Origin of the sequence: Peribacillus sp. YIM B13481 (genome assembly GCF_042787985.1) — a bacterium.
GTDB lineage: Bacteria > Bacillota > Bacilli > Bacillales > DSM-1321 > Peribacillus > Peribacillus simplex_A.
Genome location: NZ_JBHZPE010000030.1, coordinates 25,172 through 48,317 on the forward strand (window position 1 = coordinate 25,172; position 23,146 = coordinate 48,317).

The 23,146-nt window shown below is 40.3% G+C and carries 28 protein-coding genes; 9 read left to right on the top strand and 19 right to left on the bottom strand.

The window, feature by feature from the left end; genetic code table 11:
* Nucleotides 1-14 precede the first annotated feature (14 nt).
* From ACFX4X_RS16640 to fabL, 5 genes are all read right to left on the bottom strand, one after another.
* Nucleotides 15-1,763: an ABC transporter ATP-binding protein gene (locus ACFX4X_RS16640; protein WP_317778123.1), complete on the bottom strand. Its 1,749-nt coding sequence runs from the start codon at nt 1,761-1,763 to the stop codon at nt 15-17.
* Nucleotides 1,764-2,047: 284 nt separating this feature from the next.
* On the bottom strand, nt 2,048-2,578 hold the full coding sequence (gene ntdP, locus ACFX4X_RS16645; RefSeq protein ID WP_048685440.1) for a nucleoside tri-diphosphate phosphatase: 531 nt from the start codon (nt 2,576-2,578) through the stop codon (nt 2,048-2,050).
* Nucleotides 2,579-2,811: 233 nt separating this feature from the next.
* Nucleotides 2,812-3,066, bottom strand: coding sequence for a YgaB family protein (locus ACFX4X_RS16650; protein ID WP_377384824.1), 255 nt, complete (start codon nt 3,064-3,066; stop codon nt 2,812-2,814).
* A 172-nt stretch (nt 3,067-3,238) separates the two neighbouring features.
* The gene (locus ACFX4X_RS16655) at nt 3,239-3,511 is read right to left on the bottom strand and encodes a gamma-type small acid-soluble spore protein (protein WP_377384826.1); all 273 of its coding nucleotides are present in this window, start codon (nt 3,509-3,511) and stop codon (nt 3,239-3,241) included.
* 82 nt (nt 3,512-3,593) lie between these two features.
* The gene (gene fabL / locus ACFX4X_RS16660) at nt 3,594-4,343 is read right to left on the bottom strand and encodes an enoyl-[acyl-carrier-protein] reductase FabL (protein ID WP_061461733.1); all 750 of its coding nucleotides are present in this window, start codon (nt 4,341-4,343) and stop codon (nt 3,594-3,596) included.
* Nucleotides 4,344-4,411: 68 nt separating this feature from the next.
* Between fabL and ACFX4X_RS16665 the strand changes: the two genes are divergently transcribed.
* Complete coding sequence (locus ACFX4X_RS16665; RefSeq protein ID WP_061461732.1) at nt 4,412-4,636, top strand: hypothetical protein; 225 nt, start codon at nt 4,412-4,414, stop codon at nt 4,634-4,636.
* Nucleotides 4,637-4,741: 105 nt separating this feature from the next.
* On the opposite strand, the gene mutY is transcribed toward ACFX4X_RS16665, so the two are convergent.
* Entirely contained in the window at nt 4,742-5,860 is a 1,119-nt protein-coding gene (mutY, locus tag ACFX4X_RS16670; RefSeq protein ID WP_125163531.1) for an A/G-specific adenine glycosylase, read from the bottom strand.
* Nucleotides 5,861-6,065: 205 nt separating this feature from the next.
* Here mutY and ACFX4X_RS16675 point away from each other — a divergent pair, with 205 nt between their 5' ends.
* On the top strand, nt 6,066-7,043 hold the full coding sequence (locus ACFX4X_RS16675; RefSeq protein ID WP_284471730.1) for a metal-dependent hydrolase: 978 nt from the start codon (nt 6,066-6,068) through the stop codon (nt 7,041-7,043).
* Nucleotides 7,044-7,099: 56 nt separating this feature from the next.
* On the opposite strand, the gene ACFX4X_RS16680 is transcribed toward ACFX4X_RS16675, so the two are convergent.
* Nucleotides 7,100-7,366 (bottom strand): YfhJ family protein, encoded by a 267-nt coding sequence (locus tag ACFX4X_RS16680; protein WP_061461729.1) that lies wholly within the window; start codon nt 7,364-7,366, stop codon nt 7,100-7,102.
* A gap of 113 nt (nt 7,367-7,479) precedes the next feature.
* On the opposite strand from ACFX4X_RS16680, the gene ACFX4X_RS16685 reads away from it, so the two are divergent.
* A complete protein-coding gene (locus ACFX4X_RS16685) occupies nt 7,480-7,635 on the top strand; it encodes a small, acid-soluble spore protein K (protein WP_034305387.1) in 156 nt (51 codons plus the stop codon).
* A gap of 38 nt (nt 7,636-7,673) precedes the next feature.
* On the opposite strand, the gene ACFX4X_RS16690 is transcribed toward ACFX4X_RS16685, so the two are convergent.
* Together ACFX4X_RS16690 and recX are read right to left on the bottom strand one after the other, a co-directional pair.
* Nucleotides 7,674-7,985, bottom strand: coding sequence for a YfhH family protein (locus tag ACFX4X_RS16690; RefSeq protein ID WP_061461728.1), 312 nt, complete (start codon nt 7,983-7,985; stop codon nt 7,674-7,676).
* 75 nt (nt 7,986-8,060) lie between these two features.
* Complete coding sequence (gene recX / locus ACFX4X_RS16695) at nt 8,061-8,858, bottom strand: recombination regulator RecX (RefSeq protein ID WP_061461727.1); 798 nt, start codon at nt 8,856-8,858, stop codon at nt 8,061-8,063.
* 127 nt (nt 8,859-8,985) lie between these two features.
* Here recX and ACFX4X_RS16700 point away from each other — a divergent pair, with 127 nt between their 5' ends.
* The 3 genes from ACFX4X_RS16700 to ACFX4X_RS16710 all read left to right on the top strand — a co-directional run bounded on the left by ACFX4X_RS16700 (nt 8,986) and on the right by ACFX4X_RS16710 (nt 10,379).
* Nucleotides 8,986-9,906, top strand: coding sequence for a TIGR01777 family oxidoreductase (locus ACFX4X_RS16700; RefSeq protein WP_377384830.1), 921 nt, complete (start codon nt 8,986-8,988; stop codon nt 9,904-9,906).
* 53 nt (nt 9,907-9,959) lie between these two features.
* Nucleotides 9,960-10,082, top strand: coding sequence for a YfhE family protein (locus ACFX4X_RS16705; protein WP_081088510.1), 123 nt, complete (start codon nt 9,960-9,962; stop codon nt 10,080-10,082).
* Between the two features lie 111 nt (nt 10,083-10,193).
* Nucleotides 10,194-10,379: a YfhD family protein gene (locus tag ACFX4X_RS16710; protein ID WP_061461725.1), complete on the top strand. Its 186-nt coding sequence runs from the start codon at nt 10,194-10,196 to the stop codon at nt 10,377-10,379.
* 378 nt (nt 10,380-10,757) lie between these two features.
* On the opposite strand, the gene ACFX4X_RS16715 is transcribed toward ACFX4X_RS16710, so the two are convergent.
* From ACFX4X_RS16715 to ACFX4X_RS16735, 5 genes are all read right to left on the bottom strand, one after another.
* Nucleotides 10,758-12,338, bottom strand: a complete 1,581-nt coding sequence (locus tag ACFX4X_RS16715; protein WP_377384832.1) for a fatty acid--CoA ligase — start codon at nt 12,336-12,338, stop codon at nt 10,758-10,760.
* A 131-nt stretch (nt 12,339-12,469) separates the two neighbouring features.
* Entirely contained in the window at nt 12,470-13,621 is a 1,152-nt protein-coding gene (locus ACFX4X_RS16720) for a thiolase family protein (protein WP_377384834.1), read from the bottom strand.
* A gap of 27 nt (nt 13,622-13,648) precedes the next feature.
* On the bottom strand, nt 13,649-14,797 hold the full coding sequence (locus ACFX4X_RS16725; protein ID WP_377384836.1) for an acyl-CoA dehydrogenase family protein: 1,149 nt from the start codon (nt 14,795-14,797) through the stop codon (nt 13,649-13,651).
* Nucleotides 14,798-14,906: 109 nt separating this feature from the next.
* Entirely contained in the window at nt 14,907-15,674 is a 768-nt protein-coding gene (locus tag ACFX4X_RS16730; RefSeq protein WP_284471735.1) for a 3-hydroxyacyl-CoA dehydrogenase, read from the bottom strand.
* 35 nt (nt 15,675-15,709) lie between these two features.
* Nucleotides 15,710-16,138, bottom strand: a complete 429-nt coding sequence (locus ACFX4X_RS16735) for a MerR family transcriptional regulator (protein ID WP_284471736.1) — start codon at nt 16,136-16,138, stop codon at nt 15,710-15,712.
* A gap of 166 nt (nt 16,139-16,304) precedes the next feature.
* Between ACFX4X_RS16735 and ACFX4X_RS16740 the strand changes: the two genes are divergently transcribed.
* The 3 genes from ACFX4X_RS16740 (at nt 16,305) to ACFX4X_RS16750 (ending at nt 18,310) form a co-directional block, all read left to right on the top strand.
* Nucleotides 16,305-16,730: a universal stress protein gene (locus ACFX4X_RS16740; protein ID WP_061461719.1), complete on the top strand. Its 426-nt coding sequence runs from the start codon at nt 16,305-16,307 to the stop codon at nt 16,728-16,730.
* 173 nt (nt 16,731-16,903) lie between these two features.
* Nucleotides 16,904-17,788, top strand: coding sequence for a cidABC operon transcriptional activator CidR (gene cidR, locus ACFX4X_RS16745; protein WP_377384839.1), 885 nt, complete (start codon nt 16,904-16,906; stop codon nt 17,786-17,788).
* A 96-nt stretch (nt 17,789-17,884) separates the two neighbouring features.
* Nucleotides 17,885-18,310, top strand: a complete 426-nt coding sequence (locus tag ACFX4X_RS16750; RefSeq protein ID WP_377384841.1) for a hypothetical protein — start codon at nt 17,885-17,887, stop codon at nt 18,308-18,310.
* 62 nt (nt 18,311-18,372) lie between these two features.
* Here the strand turns inward: ACFX4X_RS16750 and ACFX4X_RS16755 are convergent, their stop codons facing one another.
* The 5 genes from ACFX4X_RS16755 to ACFX4X_RS16775 all read right to left on the bottom strand — a co-directional run bounded on the left by ACFX4X_RS16755 (nt 18,373) and on the right by ACFX4X_RS16775 (nt 22,875).
* Nucleotides 18,373-19,095, bottom strand: coding sequence for an amino acid ABC transporter ATP-binding protein (locus ACFX4X_RS16755; protein WP_377384843.1), 723 nt, complete (start codon nt 19,093-19,095; stop codon nt 18,373-18,375).
* Nucleotides 19,092-19,748 carry an amino acid ABC transporter permease gene (locus tag ACFX4X_RS16760; RefSeq protein ID WP_377384845.1) on the bottom strand — a complete coding sequence of 219 codons (657 nt, stop codon included), beginning with the start codon at nt 19,746-19,748 and terminating at the stop codon, nt 19,092-19,094. The genes ACFX4X_RS16755 and ACFX4X_RS16760 overlap by 4 nt, the downstream gene beginning before the upstream one ends.
* A 79-nt stretch (nt 19,749-19,827) precedes the next feature.
* Complete coding sequence (locus ACFX4X_RS16765) at nt 19,828-20,649, bottom strand: transporter substrate-binding domain-containing protein (RefSeq protein ID WP_377384847.1); 822 nt, start codon at nt 20,647-20,649, stop codon at nt 19,828-19,830.
* Nucleotides 20,650-20,995: 346 nt separating this feature from the next.
* Entirely contained in the window at nt 20,996-22,015 is a 1,020-nt protein-coding gene (locus ACFX4X_RS16770; RefSeq protein WP_061461714.1) for an AI-2E family transporter, read from the bottom strand.
* A 626-nt stretch (nt 22,016-22,641) separates the two neighbouring features.
* Entirely contained in the window at nt 22,642-22,875 is a 234-nt protein-coding gene (locus ACFX4X_RS16775; RefSeq protein WP_061461713.1) for an excisionase family DNA-binding protein, read from the bottom strand.
* Nucleotides 22,876-23,146 lie beyond the last annotated feature (271 nt).

Here is a 23,146-nt window from a genome sequence, read left to right on the forward strand (position 1 = left end):
TCATCCCTTTCCCCTTAAGAATCCAATTGTTGCACTTGAAATAGGCTGTAGTAATGCCCTTGCTTTTTCATCAGTTCTTCGTGTGTTCCCGTTTCCGTAATTTCCCCATTATCGATATGGACGATCCGATTGGCATGTGTGATGGTCGATAAGCGATGGGCCACGATGATGGTGGTCCGGTTTTTCGCTAAAATATCAAGCGCCTCCTGGATATAGTGTTCACTCTCCAAGTCCAATGCGGATGTGGCTTCATCCAGCACAAGGATAGGCGGGTTTTTCAAAAATACCCTCGCAATGGCAACCCGTTGCTTTTGGCCTCCGGATAATTTGACTCCCCGCTCTCCGACTTTGGTTTCATACCCATCTTTTAGACCAATAATGAAGTCATGGGCATTCGCAGCCTTTGCGGCTTCGAATACTTCTTCATCACTTGCATCGGGCCGACCCATAAGGATGTTGGCCTTAACCGATTCACTAAATAGGATATTATCCTGTAGCACCATCCCGATTTTATCTCTTAGGCTGCGGACTTGATATTTACGGATATCCGTCCCATCCAATAATACTCTTCCCTCAGTCACATCATAGAAACGGGAAATTAAACTGACGATCGAGGATTTCCCTCCGCCGCTCATCCCAACAAGTGCAATGGTTTCTCCTGGTTTAACATCCAAATTTATATGTTTTAAAACGGATGCCTCTTTCTCGTCATACGCAAACGAAACATCCTGAAAGGTAATTCTGCCGTCTACATGCTCCAGCTCTTTCGCCCCTGGTTCATCATCAATATCATACTTCTCATCCACAAACTCAAAAACCCTGTCCATGGATGCCAATGTCTGGGTCATTGTCGTCGAAGAGTTAACTAATCGTCTTAGGGGATTATAAAGTCGGTCTATGAAACCAACGAAAGCAACCATGGTACCAAGCGATAATTGTTCATGAATAACCTGATAACCGGCAAAACCTATCACTAGTAGGGGGGCAATGTCCGTAATCGTATTCACGACAGCAAATGATTTAGCATTCCAACTCGTATGCTTTAGGGCCTTATCCAGGAAGTTCTTGTTTTGCTTCGCAAACAACTCCTGTTCCCTGTCTTCTATCGCAAAGCTTTTGATGACTGACATCCCTGAGACCCTTTCATGAAGGTGACTCTGTACATCCGCTAACGCTTGTGACCGGATCCTTGTATAGGTTCTTAGCTTGCCAAAAAAATGCTTAATTGAAAATGCATAAAATGGAAGCATGATGATGGAAACAATGGTTAACTTCACGTCCATCTTAAACATGATGGCTATCACTATGATAATCGTTGCTATATCCAGCCAAAGGTTCATCAAACCCGTGATGACAAAATTCTTCGTTTGTTCCACATCCGTGATCATCCTTGAGATGACCTCGCCCACTCTCGTATTGGAGTAATATTTAAAGCTCAGTTTCTGTATATGAGTAAATAAATCATTTCGAATATCATATAAGATTTTCGTTCCAGTCCATTGAGCGAAATACTGCCGGTAATACTCAATCGGCGGTCTAACCGCAACAAAAATGAACAGCATGATGCCCATTGCCCATAAAAGGCGTTCGGACTTCACAGCTTTGGACAGGTCGCCATTTCCGATGATGTCATCCACTATATACTTACTGAGCAATGGAAGCAAAAGCGGAATCGCGAACTTTAACAGTCCAATCAATACCGTCCCGGTTATCTGCCATTTATACGGTTTAACGAATTGCAAATATCTCTTAATGCTCTCCACGGAATTCCTCCATTTCTCTGATTCATTACATCAAAATATTAAAAAAATTCCATAACAGCCTACTTGGAATCTTACATGCGCTTTTCAATTATATTTTCCTTTTCGAAGATTAACTATCAAAAGGATTTCATTCAATATCTTTCATACACATTTATAGGAGGCAAGGGTTTTAAGATATTCTGGATATTTTAAAAAATCATTTCTGCTTTCTAGGATGGTCCGATCAGTGGGTAGGTATGGTACACAATAGAAAAAGCCTGCTATTTAAGCAGCAGGCTTTTCTTTCATCGGTAGGTCAAAAAGCGTTCATACCAACTATCAATAAACTCTGCGGAGAATGGTCCTTTTCGCTGGCGTATCATATAAATTAAATAGTCTACGTTTTGTTTCAATATTGAATCGATGGCATCTGGGTAATTCATTTCTTTCCGATGCCTTTCATATTCATCCTCATCCAGCAAATTAAACGTCATATCTGGGAATACTTTAATGTCCAGGTCATAATCAATGTATTTCAATGCTCCCGAATCGTATGTGAACGGGGAACTGATGTTGCAATAATAATAAACCCCGTCCTCTCTCAACATACCAATAACATTAAACCAATACTTTGAATGAAAATAGCAAATCGCCGGCTCTCTCGTAATCCAGGTCCTTCCATCTGATTCCGTTACCATAGTACGATCATTCGCCGCTATCACCAGATTTTGGGTCCCTTTTAAAACGGTTGTCTCTTCCCAGATACGATGGATATGTCCATTATGTTTATAGCTATGGATTTGGATTTTTCCTCCTTCGGCAGGAACAATCCCCATTTATCTCTCCCTACTTTCTATAGACACCCTGACAGCGTACTGTGCCCTATTCCGTTTGCAGTTGTTGTGTGTATTTAAAATATATACTTTTTTCCATTTACCCTATATTCCTATATTATAGCGATTTATTCATAAATTTAAAACAAAAGTGGCTAATCTCCCTGTGAAAATGTGTAAATAAGTCAAAAAAGCCTGACCATCCACCCATTTTAACTTAGAAATTAGCCAGTTATTTATTGTATTGCAGCCTGTCCTTGTTGAAAATAACGGATGACTTCCTCCGTTTGCCTCTCGAACATATCATGGATACTTTTCAATTCCTGCTTTTTAAGTTGAATCTCTTCCTGAATGTTGACTGCTTCACTCTCCTCTCGCTGGTCAAGGAGCTGCTTCTCTATATCTTGGCATCTTTCGATTTCGGATTGTAAAAGTAAAAGCTTATCCATCGTTTTCAACTGATTGTTTATAAGCCGGTTAAATTCCTCCATGAATGCACCTTCCTAATCTGTATTTTTTCTATAGTATGTATATTCTATTTTTATCCGGCTTTTTCCTTTGACATAAAATGTAAACCCAACGAAACATTTGTCGAATCCAATGGAGGCAAAAAAAGAAAAGCATCCTTCAAAAGAAGGATGCCTTTCGTTTTTAAAACAGCAATTAGCCTTGGTTTTTATTGCTTTGAGATTTTTGGTTTTGTTGTTTCACTTCTTGAACGTTAGTTTCAGAAGCAAACTCCGTACCAAATTGACCTTGAGCTTGACCTTGACCTTTTTTTTGCTGAGATTGCGCGTTTTGTTGTCTTACTTGTTGAACGTTTGTTTCACTTGCAAACTCAGTACCGAATTGGCCTTGACCTTGCTGAGATTGCGCGTTTTGCTTTCTCACTTGTTGAACGTCAGTACCAGCTTGTGATTTATTCTTATTAGCCATTGATAATCACCTCCACGATAATAAGATAACCATTAAGATGGAGTGTTATCCAACTAATAACATTTAAATTTTTCCAATTATTTTAAACAAGCAACGAAATGCCTCCATCAACTATAACGGTTTGTCCACGAATCATACTCGCTCCATCCGAAATTAAAAACAAGATGGTATTCACCATATCTTCAACCTCGACCATCCGTCCAGCAGGAGTCTGTTCTGCCGCCTCAGCAAGCATTTCATCCCGATTCGGAAAGGATTTCAGGGCATCCGTATCGATCACACCGCCAGAAACGGCATTGACACAAATATTCATTGAAGCCAGTTCAACAGCTAAATATCTTGTCAATGCTTCAAGCGCCGCTTTCGATACTCCGACGGCTGTATAATTTTTCAAATATCGAATGGACCCTAGGGAACTGATGCTGACGATTTTCCCTCCGCCGTTCCTCTCCATTAATTTCGCCGCTTCCTGTGCACAGAAAAGGAGGGCTTTTGTATTGATGTCCATAGTCCAGTTCCAATGTGATTCTTCAAGCTCCATCAATGGCCGCTGTACTCCTGATGCCGCATTATTAATGAAGATGTCCAAACGTCCATAATAAGCATCGATTTCCTCGAACATGCTCTTCACTTTCGCAACGTCGCCTACATTTGCCTTGACTACAAGAGCTTTACGCCCCAACGCTTCAATTTCAGCTGCCACTTCTAATGCTTTCGACTTGCTCCGGGCATAATTAATAACGAGGTCGTACCCTTCCTCTGCAAGCCGTATTGCCGTGCTTCTACCTAAACCTTTACTGCTACCTGTAACGAGTGCCACTTTTTGTTCCATTCGTTTATTCATCCTTTCTGAGTAAACACAGAGTAATAAAAATCATTTTTAAAAGGAGTGTTACTGTTATGTATGTTGGACGTGATATGACAGAGTTGTCGATGATGAAAAAATCGGATTGGGAAAATAGTGAACTAGCCTATTTTCATCACTCCCTTCAACAAATGGTACCTTATTTAAACCAAGAAGGACAGAGTATCCATAGCGAAATCGTCAAAGAAATTGAAAATAGGGGCGGACTTAATAGGCAGGAAGCCGATTATACTCATGGAACGAAAACCATTTACGATTGATTTTATACGGATATGACATTAAAAATCAACAAAAGAAGAGGATATCTTAGCGGATATCCTCTTTGATTATACCAAATTTCACTAGCACCTTTATTTAAATAGCCTTTATTCAATACGATCTTTTTCTTTATAGGCCTTTATCATTTTTTGGTGGGAAACCGGAAATGCAAACTCCTCCATCTCTGCTTCACTCACCCACTTGAGTTGGTGTTCTTTTAATGTCTCTTCACTGATGGGTTCTTTGATCATTCCGGCATACGTGTCCACTTTCCAAACAAGATGCGAAAAAACATGTTCAATTCTCACAAGTGATTCTGTAATTTCCGGTTTGACACCATACATTTCCTGAAACCGATTCTCGAAGAATTCCCTTTTATGCTGTAGGGATGAATGGTTCTCGAAATTCAGATATTCCCAAAGATTCGCTAGCAATCCTTCAGAAGCCCGCTTGTGAATCAAAAATTCACCTTTTTCATTCGTCAATACGGCAGCCACAATTGGTACATCCCGCGTTTTTTTCTTTTGGATTTTTACCGGCAGTTCCGACTGAACCCCTGCTTCAAATGCAAGACAATGACTTTGAACGGGACATAATAGACAGGCAGGCTTACCTGGTGTGCAGATTAATGCCCCCAGTTCCATCAATGCTTGATTGAAGGCAGAAGTATGATCATGATCGATCAGCTTTCTTACGGCAGCCTCGAAAGTTTTTCTAGTCTTTGGCTTTGCTATATCTTCATATATCATCAATATCCTTGATAAAACACGCATGACGTTTCCATCGACGGCTGGCTCCGGTTTGCCATAGGCGATACTCAGAATCGCACCAGCTGTATAAGGGCCGACACCTTTCAATTTGGAAATTTCCTCGGGATCGTCCGGTACAATCCCATTATAGGAAGACTTCACTTCCTGAACGGCACTATGCAGATTCCTTACACGTGAATAATATCCGAGACCCTCCCAAGCTTTTAAGACTTTCTCTTCATCTGCAATGGCAAAATCCTCTAGTGTGGGAAACCATTCAACAAACCGGTTGAAATATGGAATCACCGTGTCCACTCTCGTTTGCTGCAGCATTATTTCAGAAACCCAAACACGATAAGGGTCCTTATTTTCCCTCCATGGCAATTCTCTTTGTTCTTCAAGAAACCAGCTAACTAAATCTTTCTGAAAATCATCAATTTTTATTTTTTCTATTGTCGGGATCGTTATTTCTTTCACATCAGTTCCTCCAAAGATGTTACACTCTTATCAAAAATGGGAATACCAATAGTAGGTCATTCTTTTTTTAATATCATGTTCATATCCATTTATTTGTATTGGGGCACGAAAATAAGATAATTATATTCATTTGATGGTTAATATATAAATACGGTATGATGAGAGAAGACCATTTTTTTCAAATTGTGGCAGGGAGGTTAGTTTTTTGGATACAGGTACTCACTTTGTCATGGGAATTGCTCTTGGAGGTCTTGCCACATTAGATCCTGTCATTGCGCAGAGCCCAGTAACTGCAAGTGCAGTCATTGCAGGTACGATATTGGGATCACAAGCTCCAGACATTGACACTGTTTTAAAATTAAGGAATAACGCTGTATATATACGAAATCACCGTGGAATCACGCATTCCATTCCCGCTGTTTTACTTTGGCCCTTGATAATCAGCGGAGCACTTTTCGCCATCCTACCTGAAGCAAATTACCTTCACCTTTGGCTTTGGACCTTTTTAGCCGTATTCCTTCATGTATTCGTGGATATATTCAATGCTTATGGGACCCAGGCTCTTAGGCCGATTTCTTCAAAATGGGTAGCTTTAGGGGTCATCAATACATTCGACCCGTTCATTTTTGGAATACATGTTGCCGGCCTGATATTATGGGGCTTTGGATTTCCTCCAGGCTATTTATTTCTCTCGATTTACGGAATACTTGTTCTTTATTACATTTCCAGATTCAGGGAGCAGGCTTTCATTAAAAGAGCCGTAAAGCAACAAATTCCTGGAGCAAGGAAAATTCTTTTATCACCGACCATGCGTTTTCACCGCTGGAAAATTGCTGTAATTACCGAAAAGAATTATTATGTGGCACGAGCCGATAATGGGTATGTGAAGATTCTTGATACGTTTGATCGAGTGCCATTACCTGAAAGTGAAATTCTTGAAGTCGCCAAGAAGGATATCAACTTGGCTGCCTTTCTGTCCTTTTCTCCGGTTTACCGCTTTGAAATCGAGCAGAAAAAAGAATATTATGAAGTCCGTTTTATCGATTTAAGATACCGCAGCAATGGTTATTACCCGTTTGTGGCAGTAGTCCATTTAGACCGCGATTTGAATATCTTGAATTCGTATACCGGTTGGATCTTTAGCGAAGCGAAGTTGCAGAAGAAATTGAATATTATTTTGTAGTCGCTGCCTACCTGAAAAAAGGCTGGTTCCAGAGAATCCCTCTGGAATCAGCTTTTTTAATGCAATCGATTCTGTTGATTTAATAAATGTTGATATTTAGGATTTTTTGCAATGAATTCGTGGAAATGCTCACCGTAGTTATCGATCCAGGTCCTAACAACACGTGATGTCATTTCTTCTCCGGCATATTCATGTCCAGCCTTTGCATAGGTCGCTTCGAAATCTTCCCATAATAATTCCACCCAAGTCAAAGCTTGCTCATACGTGATGTGATCATTTTTCTCAAGCAGTTTCTTGGTTAATCTTTCATGGTAATCATTCATTAGAACCACCTCATTGCCAATATTTTTACAGAATGAACTATACAGTCCCTTACCCATACTAGTGGTAAGCGGAAACGCTTCTTTCATAAATCTGATGCCTGGAGGAGAAAAACTTGCGAAATAAACAAAAAGGATTCCCCAACCAAAACAATAATAAATTCCAAGGCGAGCCTCGTGCAAAGGCAAGATATGCTTCAAAGCGTGCAGATGGAAGTATTAATACACACCCTCAAGAACGAATGAAAGCCTCAAACGAGCGATCGAATTAAGGCAATTCAAAAGGAATCGGGGTCTTCCCGGTTCCTTTTTATTTCAACATTGAAATTGGCAGTGCCTCTTCCTTACCGCTTCCACCCAAGCGGTAACCCCAGGCGAATACACCGTTCATATAATCAATTTTGAAATAGACACCGGGATCGCCTTCAATTTGATATATTTCACCTTTTTTGAAATCATCGGGATTTAATAAATAGGCCTTGGCCATCGTCACTTTCCGTTCCAATACAGAAAATTCATTAACCATTCCCAATTGCTCTGCTTTTCTCGCTTTTTCAGTCAATGCTGCAATTTCCTGCTGCAGTTCATAGACCGACAACTTGCTGTATCTTACGTCGCTCATATATATGGCTCCTTAAATGAAATATTAATTTACTTCTATATTAAACAAAATTTTGTGATTTGGCTATCGATGCACTTAATCCATTTCAGGATTGGAAAGATAACGCTCAATCAATTCTATTGGAAAACCTTTTCGGTATAATGCCTGCTTCATTTTTTGTTCATATTCGAAGCCCTCATGGTTTTTATATCTGCGTTTCATTTTTTCGGCATGGTGGCATAAAGAATCCCATTGTTCATCTTCATCCTTTTCAACCGCCACATCTTCAAGTGCTTCAAGGATGACATCTCTCGGGAAACCTTTCCGTAACAAGGTTTGTTCAACTTTTAGCTTTAATGCCCGTTCCGAAATGTTTTTTTCCTTTTTGACCGATTTTCCAGCAAGTTTCCTTGCATGCTCAATTTGAATATCATAGGGGTATTCCTTCAATGCCTCGACAACCAACTTTTCTTGTACCCCTTTTTCCTTAAGCTCGAGCTTAAGGGTAGTGGGCCCTTTATTGCCTCCGTTCACATGGGTCCGTACGTAAGCCTTGGCAAATTCAAGGTCGTCTAAATAGTTAAAGCTGTATAGCTTATGTATCGCTTCCTTTATAATCGGCTCTTCTGTTTCCTTCTTTTTCAAATAAAGGCGAATTTCCGATTCCGAACGCATCCGGTATGATAAATAATTCAGTGCATCAGTAAATGCTTTTTGGATTTCATCATGAAATTGTATTTCAGCCAGGAGCAGGCCATCGAGTGCCATACCCTTTTTCAAATGAAATTTCAATAGCACTTCTTCGTCCACACTGAAAGCATATTTTTCATCAACGAAAATGTTATAACGATCTTTACGTTTTTTTTGGGTTGTTATTTTTGTTATGTTTGGCATAAAATCCACCCCCATTCCTACTTTACCCGTTTACGTGTACCATTTCTAGATATAGCATGTCTAAAAATGAAAAAAGCACATGGGCATGTTAAAGTGAAGAAAAGAATAGGGAAAGGAAGTGGTTTTCATGAAAATAGCCATTGCTGGTGGAAGCGGTTTTGTCGGCACAGCCCTTATTGATGAATTATCAAAAGAAAATCATGATATATATATTTTGACCAGGCATCCCGAAAAGTTCAAAAAACGGACAAATTCTACATATATCGGCTGGTTGACCAAGGACGCAAAGCCGGAAAAGCAGTTGGAGGGGCTCGATGTTTTCATTAACCTTGCTGGTGAATCTTTAAACAGCGGGCGTTGGAATCCTGAAAGAAAACGCCGGATAGTCGAAAGCAGGGTCGAAGCTTCCAAAGAGATGAACCGGATCCTTTCCATACTGCCCGAAAAAGTGTCTGTCATCATCAACGCAAGTGCAATCGGATATTATGGTATTTCGGACCATGACACATTTACCGAAACCTCTGAATCCATCGGTGATGATTTCTTGGTCCGTACTGTTAAGCTTTGGGAAAAGGAAGCCGCTAAATCCCGCTCTTACTGTAAAAGGTTCGTCCTAACAAGATTCGGTGTGATCCTGGGAGAAAAAGAAGGCGCATTGCCAATGATGGTCCTACCTTATAAACTTTTCGGCGGAGGAAAGATGGGTAAAGGGAATCAGTGGCTTTCCTGGATTCATATTCATGACGCTGTCCGTGCAATCATCTTTTGCATGAACGATTCAAGGATAGATGGTCCAGTCAATTTTACAGCACCGGACCCCGTTCAGATGGATACATTCGGGGAAACGATAGGAGCTGTCCTTCACAGGCCCCATTGGTTACCTGTACCTCCCTTTTTCCTCAAGAAACTGCTGGGGGAAATGAGCATACTTGTGCTTGAAGGACAAAATGTCCTTCCCATCAAACTTAAAGAGGAAGGATTCATTTTCGCCTTTCCAACCCTTAAAGAAGCTTTACAAAATATCTTAAAAGAAGATTCTCACGTATGAAAGGGTCATTTTAGGAAAAAATAGGGATATTAAGTGAAATGGAGATGATCTAATTGCTCAAAAAACACGATAAAGAGAAAAGTAACTTAACTAGTACCCAAGCAATTCTTTATGCTCGCGAATTTAAAAAAGCAGATCGAGCTGGTGGATATACCGAGAAGAAATCCCGTCGTTAAGTTTGGAGTTTTTTCCCTTACATTTTGAACAGCCACTCAACACAAAATAAGCTGGAGATGATAAGTGTGAATTCATCTCCAGCTTATTTTTTTATTCTAGGGGGCGCTAACATGGGACGAAATAACATACACCATAATCGAGATAAGAACAAACAAAAACTTCCTCAGGTTCCTAAAAACCTGAAAAGTGACGGACTTGACGTTGAATATTCTTCCGAACTGGCTGACCAGGAAGACGTCAAGGCACAAGCCCGGGCAAATGCGGCTGACCGCCGTGCTCATAATCGCCGCTCATAAGCAGGAGAAACTAACCAAGGGGCTGTAAATCAGCCCCTTATATTTTCTTTATTTACATAGCTTATCCACAACCCTGTGTATATTGTGGATATATTCTGAAAATACCGACAATCTATAAGTACAATAACTCACCTTATTAACATGAAAATAATGTTATTTCTGGATAACCCTGTGGATTATGTGGATAAAGGGAATGTTATTCTAAGTACTCTGCATTTTTGTTGTGGATAACTATTCTCTCTCTTTGATTTGTTCCACAGGATTATTATGCATTTACTAATTCAACTAAAGAATCAATTCATACCAGCTGCTGCCTAAGCTGATTTTCATGGGTTAAATTTATGCTGTATCTTGGCCTTTTGGCTACTGCCTCCGGCATTAAAGAAGGTTCCCCAAACTTTTTCCATCAACATTTTCTTCCAACTGTTTACGAAGCAAGAATTTTTGTATCTTCCCACTTGCATTTCGAGGCAGATCATTACAGAATATATATCTTCTTGGACGTTTATAGTTCGCAAGTGTATCACTGTTCCTACACCACGTTTCTAAATCGGTTTCCGTAAGCGTTGGGTCTTTGGCTACAATGAAGGCCGTTACAATTTCCCCCCATTTATCATCAGGCTGACCAAGTACTGCACAGTCGAGAACTCCATGATGCTCATAAAGTGTGTCTTCCACTTCACGTGGATATATATTTTCCCCACCAGAGATAATCATGTCGTCCACTCTGTCCTTGACCCACAGATATCCATCTTCATCTAGGAAACCGATGTCACCGGAATGGTACCAACCTTTGTATAGCGCTTTTTCTGTCTCTCCACCTTTTTGAAAGTACCCCTGCATAATACATGGACCTTTCACAAGGATTTCACCTGTTTCCCCAGGTTCCAAAATATCATCGGGATCTGATGGCCCTTCGTCATTCGGACGGGCAATGATGATTTCATGATCTAAACATGCTTTGCCGGCAGAACCCGCTTTCCTAATTTGATCATCTTCCAATAGGAGAGTGATGGCCGGACCCATTTCAGTCATTCCATAAGCTTGGATGAACTGGATGCCAAGTTTCTCCTGACAGGCACGTACAAGTGATGGGGCCATTGGGGCTGCTCCATAAAGCCCCAGCTTCAAGCTCTGGAATTTATACTCATCCAAGTTTTCCTGAATGAGCATGTTCCACATCGTTGGTACAGCAAATAACTTGGTGATCCCCTCGGATTCAATCATTTCCATAACCTTTTTGGGATTAAACTGATGTAATATGACATTTGTGGCACCAACCTGTACGCGAGGTAAAAAGGAACAATGCAATTCAGCACAATGAAACATCGGTGCAGTAATCAAACCGATATCAGAGCGTTCATACTTCATGGCCTCTATTAAAATTGCTGCTTGTTTGATCATATCTTTATGAAGGTGAATGACCCCTTTTGGACATCCGGTTGTCCCGCTCGTATACATGATGGCATAAACATCATCCTCGTGAACGTCCACTTCGTCTGGCTTTGATGAGATACTGGCCATTTTTTGGCGGTAACCTTTGGCATATCCAGGCACTTCATCATCAATAAACCAGAAAGCCGTTTCCGGAAATCGCTTCTCAACGGCGGCAACGGTCGATTCCAATTCTTGTTCGAATATAACGACCTTTGGAGAAGCGTCACTTAAAATGAAGGCCAGCTCCTCTGGCATTAAGCGGAAGTTGATTGGATTAAAGATTGCACCGATTTTTGCACAGGCAAAGAATGCGGTGGCAAGCTCTTCATTGTTGTAAAGGTATGTAGAGACCCTGTCCCCTTTTCGCACTCCTTCCGCTTGAAGGACCGCCGCCAATCTATTCACCTGCTCATTCCACTGAATGTACGTATAACGGATATTTCTTCTCACGTCGTAGATAGCCTCTTTTATGGGGAAATTCTGAACCGTCTGATCAAAGATATTTTTAATCGTTACTGACATATCATTTTCCTCCTCAAGTAAACCCACCATCAACAGGAAGAGTTCAGGCCATCCTGCCGAAGGTCGGTTTCATCCCTATTTCAGCATTACTTTCGTGCGAATTACAATGTTCATAACCGGTTGGTCCCGTTTCAGTCCAATCTTTCAATTATGGTGGCATTCGCCATGCCGTGGCCCTCACACATTGTTTGCAGCCCATAACGGCCGCCTGTTCTTTCTAACTCATGGATCATCGACACCATCAATCGGGCACCGCTTCCGCCAAGAGGATGACCTAAGGCGATCGCCCCGCCATTTGGATTCAGCTTCATGGGGTCTGCCCCCGTTTCTTTTAGCCAGGCAATCGGGATAGGAGCGAAAGCCTCATTCACTTCAAAGACATCGATATCATCAATGGAAAGGCATGCTTTTTCCAAAGCCTTTTGAGTGGCAGGTATCGGGCCCGTAAGCATCAGGGTTGGATCTGACCCGACAACAACCCGTGTATGCACTTTAAAGCGCGGTTTCAATCCAAGTTCTTCCGCTTTACTGCGTTCCATCAATAATAAAGCGGCAGCACCGTCACTGATCTGGCTTGAATTACCGGCATGGATTAAACCGTCTTCTTGAAAAACCGTTTTTAATCCAGCAAGTACTTCCAGCGTAGTTTCGGCCCTTGGACCTTGATCTACCTTAACCTCCATATAATTCCCTTCCTTATCAGTACCAATTACTGATATCATTTCACGGTCAAAATAGCCTTCTTTTTGAGCGCGTATTGCTTTGCCATGACTCTCAACGGAAAACTGATCACATTCTTCACGTGTTATTCCCCACTTATCGGCAATTCTTTCAGCCGATAAACCTTGATTGATCACCTCATAGCTCTCTAAATACTTTGGACTCGTTACGGCTCCTTGATAATTAGACCCCATAGGGACTCGGGACATGTTTTCCACTCCCCCCGCCACTACCACATCCATATCTCCCGACAAAATGGCTTGGGAAGCGAAATGGACAGCCTGCTGACTTGATCCGCATTGACGATCAATCGTCGTTCCCGGAACTTCAATCGGAAAACCGGCAATCAGTGCAGCAACGCGTGCTATATCACCGGCCTGTTCGCCAGCCTGTGAAACACAACCTAAAATGACATCATCGACAATAGACGGATCAATGCCTGCCTTTTCAATCAGCTTCCTCAATACTTCCCCTGCCAGATCATCTGGGCGAACGTCTTTCAAAACACCGTTCCTTCTGCCGACTGGCGTGCGAATCCCTTCGACGATAACCACTTCCCGCATATACTCTCTTCCCTTCTCATCCTGTCTTTATTTAAGGCCAAGATTCTTAGCGATGATTTTCTTCATGATTTCATTTGTCCCGGCATAGATGCTTGCTACCGGGACATCCCGATACCTTCTGGCAATCTTGTATTCTTCCATATATCCATAGCCGCCATGGAGCTGCATGCATTCAATCGATATTTTTCTCGCAGTCTCCGTCAAGCGCCATTTTGCCATCGACACTTCCGTGACCACCTGTTCACCCGCCATATGATTGGCGATCAATTGATCCAGGAAAACACGCCCCATTTTGATTTCGGTTGCCATTTCAGCGATTTTGAATTGAGTATTTTGAAACTGGCTCACGGATTTTCCGAAAGCTTCCCTGCTTTTCACGTACTCGATCGTATCGGCCAGCATATCCTCAGATGCCGTTTGGGAACAAATGGCAACAACAAGACGTTCCTGCTGTAATTTCTCCATTAAGTAAGTAAAACCGTTGCCTTCTTCACCAAGCAGGTTTTCCTTTGGAACACGGCAATCCTCGAAGATGAGTTCTGCTGTATCCTGACTGTGCAAACCAAGTTTCTTCAGTTTGCGTCCCCTGGAAAATCCAGGTGTGTCCCTTTCGACCACAACTAAGCTAACCCCTTTATGCTTCGGAACGGCACTTGGTTCCGTTTTACAAGCAACGATGACCAAATCCGAATGAATGCCATTTGTGATGAATGTCTTTTGGCCATTTAATATGTAATGATCTCCATCCAAAATCGCAGTCGTTTTAATATTGGCTAAATCCGAACCTGTTCCAGGCTCTGTCATCGCGATGGCTGTAATGATTTCCCCTGTCGTGCATTTTGGAAGCCAGCGCTGTTTCTGCGACCCATTTCCGTATGCGGCAATATAAGGAACAGTGATGTCACTGTGTAGTCCGAAACCAATGAAACCAGAACCCACTCTTTCCAATTCCTCATTAATAATGACCGAAAAGCCCCAATCTACCCCGGAACCCCCATACTCTTCACCAAGATCCGGACATAAAAAACCCTGTTTCCCCATTTTCACCCAAAATGATCTGGGAATGATTTTCTCTTCTTCCCATTGTTCATAGTGGGGAACTGCTTCTTTCTCCAAAAATTTTCGGAATGATTTGCGGAAAATCTCATGATCTTCACTTAGATATGGATGTTTCATCTGTTTTATCTCCTCATGTACGGCTTTGTCCAAGGCCTTTTCATTTAGGAAGGCCCTTTTTCAAATAATCACAATAAATGGCATTGTCTTTTCTGAAGGGAATTCACACTTACCTGGGTGACATTCGTATGGCCCCATCCAGTCTGATGGTTTCCCCATTCAGCATTGGATTCGTTATGATGCTTTCCGTTAGTTTAGCGTACTCTTCGGGATACCCGAGCCTTGAAGGGAATGGCACGGTTTTACCTAATGACGTCCTTGCTTCATCAGGCAATGAATCGAACATCGGAGTTTGGAATAGACCCGGTGCAATCGATACAACACGTATCCCCTTGGCTGCAAGCTCCCTTGCAACCGGCAGGGTCATCCCAACAATCCCTCCCTTGGAGGCACTATATGCAGCTTGTCCGATTTGTCCTTCAAAGGCAGCTACCGAAGCAGTATTGATAATGACCCCGCGCTCCCCCTCTTGGTTAGGCTCATTTTCGGCCATTTTTTCAGCTGCAAGCCGGATCACGTTAAATGTACCGACCAAATTGATTGTCACCACATTTGAGAACGCTTTCAATTCATGTACACCTTTCCTGCCTATGACCTTCTCAGCAATTGCAATACCAGCACAGTTGACGACCGTGTTGATACTCTGGAATTTTTCAATTCCTTTTTCCAACGCTCCCAATACGCTTTCTTCACTTGTTACATCCGTTTTAACAAAAAGGACTGAATCTCCCAATTCTTGCACCAGTTTAGCGCCATTTTCTTCCGAGAGGTCACATATGACCGCTTTTCCTCCTTTTTTAATGATATTTCTTACTGTCGCCGCTCCCAGACCTGATGCCCCGCCAGTCACCACTGCAATGCTTTCTTGAATTTCCAATTCCTCACCCCATTTGTTTCGTCTAGAATATATATTCATCTTTCACGATCATAAAACCTATTTTCAATATTAATTTCACCGCTTGCCTGTTTCACCTTCAATTCACAAAGGGTTTCGGTAAAGCCTTTGATTACCTGTTCAAAATCCTGCTTCAATCCATCCAGCTCTTTAATGCGTTCATTTATTTCGCTTAATTTCTGTCCTGCCGTTTCTATCGTTTTTTCCAATTGCTTAATACCCGTCCCATCCTTATCGAATAAAAGGACAATATCCTTAATTTCCACTAACGAAAACCCATACTTCTTACCGCGCATTATGATTTTGAGTTGTGCGTATTCTTTCTTTCGATAAACTCTTCTTCCCGTTTCAGTACGCTTTGGCCTGAGCATACCCAGTTCCTCATAATATCGGAGAGTCCTTGTCGTCAATTCGAATTCTTTTGCTAACTCAGAAATGGTATACATGTGTTAAAACCACGCTTTGCAAAGGGATTATTTACCTTTATTTTAACATTGACGTTAACGTAAACTTCAATAAATATTCACAAAATTTACAATATATGAAACTGTGCGAAAGATTTAGACTGATATACTATTAGTATATTCTTCAAAAGAAGGGAAGGACAAGATCATGCTATGTTCAAAAATATTAGTTGCTTATGATGAATCTGAATTGGCGCTTAAATCCTTAGAAAAAGCGATTGAATTAACGAAGCTGGATCCCTCTATCGAAATCCAGGTACTTCACGCTGTTACACTTCCAATCAAACCATATATATATGGCAATGCTTTTCAGGAAATTGAAGAATCCATGCTCAAGTATGGCAATGAAGTAATAAAAAAAGCGGAAGCGCTATTATCCGAAATCCCGAATCCATCCCAAACATTTGTCGTAGAAGGTTCAGCCATCACGGCTTTATTGGAACATGCACAATCCCAGAATTGTGACCTTATCATCATGGGCAGCCGCGGATTGAGTGGTTTCAAGGAATTCCTGGGCAGCGTGAGTCACTACATCGTCCAGCATTCCCCTGTGCCTGTCTTATTGGTCAAATAAAATGTGCTGCAAACTTTTCTTATGGCCTGTCCTAGAGAAGCTGGGTTCCCTTTGGAATCCAGCTTCTTTATGCGAGCATGAACATTAGGTAACTCAATACTTATCATGTTTTACAAACACTTCCGTTTACAGGTAAAATGAAAGTAATTTTAATGAGGATAACAGGTGAAGCAATGGATATTAAACATTTGCAATACTTTATAGAGGTAACCAAATTCAATAGCTTTACTCGGGCTGCCGATCATTTATTCATTACCCAGCCGACTATAAGCAAGATGATTAAAAACCTGGAAACCGAGCTAGGCGTTGAACTTTTTGATCGTTCCCGTAAGCAAATGATCTTGACCGATGCTGGCAGGGTCGTCTTAGAGCAGGCAAAATTGATTGATAAGGCCTTTCACAATTTAGAAACGGAAATGGACAATTTATTAGGTTTAAAAAAGGGGCATATACGCATCGGTTTGCCGCCGATCATCGACGCCTCTTTCTTCCCCCGAATTCTTAGCCGTTTCCATGAGGACTATCCCAATATTACCTTTCAATTAGTAGAGGATGGTTCAAAGAAAATTGAAGAATCAGTCCAAAATGACTTAATTGATATAGGCGTAATAGTCCTGCCAACCAACACCGCACTTTTTCATCATTTTGCTTTTTTAAAAGAAGACATCAACTTGATAGTTCATCCCTCCCATCAATATGCTTGTCGGGAAGAAATCGATTTGGCCGACCTGGAAAACGAGTCTTTCATCTTATTCAATAAAGATTACGTCCTTCGTGATCTCGTCATTTCATCCTGTAATGAAGCAGGTTTCTCTCCACATATCGTCACGGAAAGCTCACGCTGGGATTTTATTGAGGAAATGGTCTACTGTAGACTTGGCGTTTCTCTATTGCCTGAAAGTTTATGTCGTAAGGATGAACGCGTAAAGTCCATCAAGGTTAAAACCCCCTCCATTAGTTGGAATTTGGGATTCATTTGGAGTAAGGACCATTACCTTTCATGCGCTGCAAAAGAATGGCTGAAATATACGAGGGAAGCGTTGTCACATAAAGAGTGAATTAAAAGGCATGATCGTTGTAAGCACTATCATAGATTTTGGTTATGCACATGATAACATCTAACCATTTTACAATACGTAAGGGCGGGGTTAGACTTGGTAAGCACGGTAAATGCCGATGGATTCCATAGTTTCGGAAAGGAGATATTCATGATCACTTTATCTAATGTCGATGAGTTACATGCAGCAGAAGCAACTCTGGAGAAAATTAAAAGTTCACACCCCGAACTATTTAATAAACTGCTCCATGTCGTTGCCTTAACACGGGCTTTTCAATTTAAATATCAATTTATGGGGACATTAATCATGGATGTAACCCCTAACGAATGTACCCCTGAATTCGTTATGCCCTCCGTTATTAGATTATATATAGAGGAAGTTCAAAAGTTAAAGGATGATCCGAATTTCCAGGTATTACTTCAGACCTTCTCCCAATATAAAAATATTGGATATGCCAAAATCAGTATGCTTGTGCTCGGTAAAAGCCCTGAATCGCTTTTAGGCGCTTCATGCATCAAATGAAGCCAATGATATGTTCCTAAAAAAAACCTCCATTAACGGAAGGTTTTTTTTAAAAAGCGTAATTATAGCACTTTACTCAAGAAGGCTCTGGTTCTTCCCTGCTGGGGATTATCAAAAATCTCACTGGGGATATTTTCTTCGATAATATAACCTTCATCCATGAAAATCACGCGATCGCCAACTTCTTTTGCGAACCCCATCTCATGGGTCACCACCACCATGGTCATGCCCTCCTTGGCCAGTTGCTTCATGACCTCAAGGACTTCACCGACCATTTCCGGATCAAGAGCGGAAGTCGGCTCATCGAATAACATGATTTTGGGTTCCATCGCCAACGCCCTGGCGATTGCCACACGTTGCTTTTGTCCCCCCGATAATGAATCCGGGTATGCGTTTGCTTTCTCGGCAAGCCCCACTTTCTTAAGCAGTTCAATGCCTCTTTGGGAAGCCTGTTCTTTGGAAATCTTGCGGACCTTTAAAGGCGAGAGCATAATATTCTCAAGAACAGTCTTATGTGGGAATAAGTTAAAATGCTGAAATACCATGCCAACTTCCGTTCGAACTTTATTGATATTGACCTTCTTGTCTGTCGTATCAAGTCCCTCGATGAAAATATGGCCTCCCGTTATCGTTTCAAGTTGATTGATACACCTAAGGAAAGTGGATTTACCCGATCCAGAAGGCCCAATTACCACCACTACTTCCTGAGGTGCAACGATTGCATTGATATTTTTCAATACTTCATTTTCCCCAAATGACTTCTTTAGATTCTCGACCTTGATCATTCTGTTTTCAACCTTCTTTCGAGTCTATTTAATACGAAACTTAAAATGAGGGTCAGGAATAAATAAATGAAGGCACATGCCAAATATGGCTCCCAAACTTTAAAATACTGACTCCCCATCGCTTTCCCCCAATACATTAATTCTGGTGCTGCAATGACACAAAGCAGGGATGAATCCTTCAATAATACGATGAATTCATTTCCCAACGGAGGGATCATTCGTTTAAAAGCTTGAGGTAATACAATATGAATCATTGTTTGGGTATGGGTCATTCCCAATGAACGTGCCCCTTCCATTTGCCCTTTATCGATGGATTGAATGCCCGCACGGAAAATTTCCGCAATATATGCGGCTGCATTTAAAGATAAAGCAATGACCCCAGCAGTTACTGCATTCGTTTCCCCGGTAAAAAAGGGCACAATGCCAAAATGGATTAAAAAGATTTGAACTAATAGCGGTGTTCCGCGAAAAACCGTGACATAACAGTAAAATGGAAAGGCAAGCATTTTGTTTCTCATGATTTTCCCTAAACCGATCAATAACCCCAAAAAGGTTCCGATGAGGATGGAGGAAACCGACAGCCCTATAGTAAGTAATGTTCCTTTTAATAAGAAAGGAGCATATTCAAAAATAATATCCCAGCGAAAACTCATTCCGTTCCCCTCCTAAAGACCAAAAAAACTGCGTAACTTCACACGTAAAGTTACGCAATCTTCTACTATCCACTTGTTTTTATTGTTGTGCTTTCAATGTTTCGATATCTGGATCAGTACCAAACCACTCTTTATAAATTTCTGCGTATTTACCATTTTTATAAATGGCATTCACTGCTTTATCGAACTCCGATTTCAATTCACTGCCTTTTGGGAACATAAGACCATAGAATTCCTTATTGAAACTATTGCTATCTTCAACGACTTTCAGTTTTTGATCTGGGTTATTTTTCACATATTCTTCAACAACCGTATTATCAGCTACGACAGCCGAAGCTCCCCCTTTTAGTAATTCCTGAATGGCCAGGTTATTATTTTCGAATTTCTTGATGTCCTTGTGATTTTTTCCAAGGAGTTTCTCTACCGCTTCCTGTCCGGTTGTACCAGTCTGAACGGCAATGACCTTCCCTTTCAATTCATTTCCTGATTTTATATCACTTTTCTCTGGAACGAGAATCTTGTTTGTGGATAAAAAGTAAGGAACCGAAAAATCATAAGATTGTTTTCTTTCGTCATTCACAGTAATCGCAGAAATTGCGACATCCGCTCTCTTAGATTCAATTTCAACAAAAATCGGATCCCAACCAACGGTTTCCAATTTAACTTCATAACCCGCTTCTTTAGCAACAGCATTGATGAAATCAACATCGAATCCTACAATCTTATCACCTTCAAGAAATTCAAATGGAGCATAATTGGCGTCCGTCACGATCCTGAGTGTTTTTCCACTGGACTCTTCTTCTTTACTGGTTGTCGAGACTTCCTTATCCTTCCCGCATCCTGTCATGACTAATAACAAAGAAGTTACCATGGCAAAAACTAAAAAAGAAACCTTTTTCAAAATAATCCCCTCTTCTCTCTCGTAAACTCTATTTTTTTCAAAAAAAAACAGATAAATCTAATTTTATAGAAGATTCAGTTTATTCCTTCAAGAATATTATACGTTTATTTGTTTTTTTATGCAATAAAAAGTCGGACAATTAACTTTAGTAAAATAAATTATTAATCAATTAACTCAGTAAATTAGAAACGTAATTATGCTTTAATGAGTAAACACACAGACTTTTTTCACCTCTATTCCAATTAATGGTTATTATATTGGAAACAGATAGTGCCAACTTTCTAAAGGTTTAATCGAACAAAAATAAGCAGCGGCCAAATTAGCGTGGCCGCTGCTTAAATGATTATCATGGGACTTCCTTAGTCCCCTCTTCAATATCTAACATATCCAACAGGAAGATGAAGATCGGTATCCCGATGATCAATCCCCATATCCCAAGGAAATGCTCGGAAAACAATAGGATGATAAAGGTGAAAAATGTTGGAAGATTTGTTTTTGCCGACATGAATTTCGGATTTAAAATATAGCTTTCAAGTGAATGGATCACAACAATCATGATAAACACAGCAATCACTTTTGGCATACCGCCGATACTGTAGGCAATCATGCTAAGTGGAACTAAGGAGATAATAACTCCTGCAACCGGAATCAACCCTAGGAAGAAAATCATAATTCCTAGACCGATCAACTGTGGAAATCCAAGAATCCATAAGAAAAATACCGAAAGGACTGCATTCGTAATGGCTATTAAGAACTGGACCTCAATTACCTTTCCGAAAGAATTGATGAACTTAACTCCAAAGTGACCAAGATTTATAAAGAAGGATTTGAATTTACCCCGCTTAAATTTAGAAGTAAAACGAATAATTTTATCTTTTTCCAATAAGAAAAATAGACTAAGCAGTATAGAAAGGAAAATCTGTAATGCCAGTTTGCCGAAATCAGATACATAAAGATAAAGAGTATTCATCTGTTTTTGAAGATCGAGCGGCGATCCGTTCTCGTTCATTAAACTAATGGCGTATTGAATGACCCGACTATCGGGAGGATGTTGAAAGAAGAAAACGATTTGTGTAACTAATTCCGTAAATTGCAACGTTATGACCGGTAGATATTTATAAAGAACGATGGCTAAACAAGAAATAACGACTGCATATAAAAAGCTAATAACAACCTTTGAGTTGATATGCATCACTTTATTTAGCCGAATCATGATAAATTGCTCCAGCCTTCCCATCAAGAAAGTGAAAACAAATGTGAATAACACGATATTAACCATACTTCCGATGCTTATTAAAAAGAGGACTAACACAATTAATGTAATTAACCTTGAAAAACCTTCGCTTTGCAAATACTCTTTTACCACTTACCTATCTCCTAACTACCATTCTGCTGTGATAATTCCTATTTTACACGGAATTGAGGGATTCTACTACAAATACCTTACATTGACAACAAAATTATTTGAATCATCAGTAAGCCCCATTATGCGGACGTTAGATAAGACCTTTTTAGAACATCCGGTTCCTTAATTCCACTGCCATTCATGCATGAAAAAACATCTGCCAAATGGGCAGATGCTAATCCTCATCCTTCACATCGATATCTTCGGGGATGGGCTCGTTATAATAATCCGCTAATTGCTTCTTATACTTCTCCATCTGTTCAAGATGCATATTAAACTGCTCTTTAAAAATCAAATGATGGGTGTATATTATAAATTACTATGAGATAAAACTAATTAATCTTTGATATCACTGTATTTTTAATTGGGATAAAACTAAAAGAAGGACAAAACCCTTAATAATTAACAGGCGAATATATAATAACATTTAGATAAAACTATATTATTATAATCTGAATTGTTTTTATCCAGTTTACGCTTTGTATTCCCAATGTAATTTTAATTTATATAAATATAATTTTATGTCCCTGTAACGAGCTGAAGATCTGACATTAAGGTTGTTAGATAAACGTAGGTATTAGCCTTTATTAGTCTTCATCTTTAATATCTTTATCTTCTGGAATTGGTTCATTCTCCAACTCCTCCACTAACTTTTTATATTTCTCAAGCTGTTCAAAATGGGTCTTGAACTGTTCCTTGTAGACCAATACTTCACCCTCACCGTCATGCAAAACTCTTATTTTCCCTTGTAAAATTAATTTCTCCACATATGGTACAGACACCGATAAGTAATCAGCCGTTTCCTCTACTGTTATATACAATTAATTCGTCACTCCTTCATAGCTAACATAGACATCTTTCTTTTGCTCGATAGCAACCTACATAAAATAGTTTATATGCCAGTAAAACTTCTTCAATACGATTCACTGAGACTAAACATTTTTTGTTGTAAAATGAGACCTGCGACTACACTGTCGGTGATTAATTACGTACAGACTTATTTTGTCTCAGGTATGTAATTACCTATTGACGTCACTTTTATTGATAGTACATAAAAGGGCTACTCTTAAGGGCTGCCAATTTTGGTGAAAG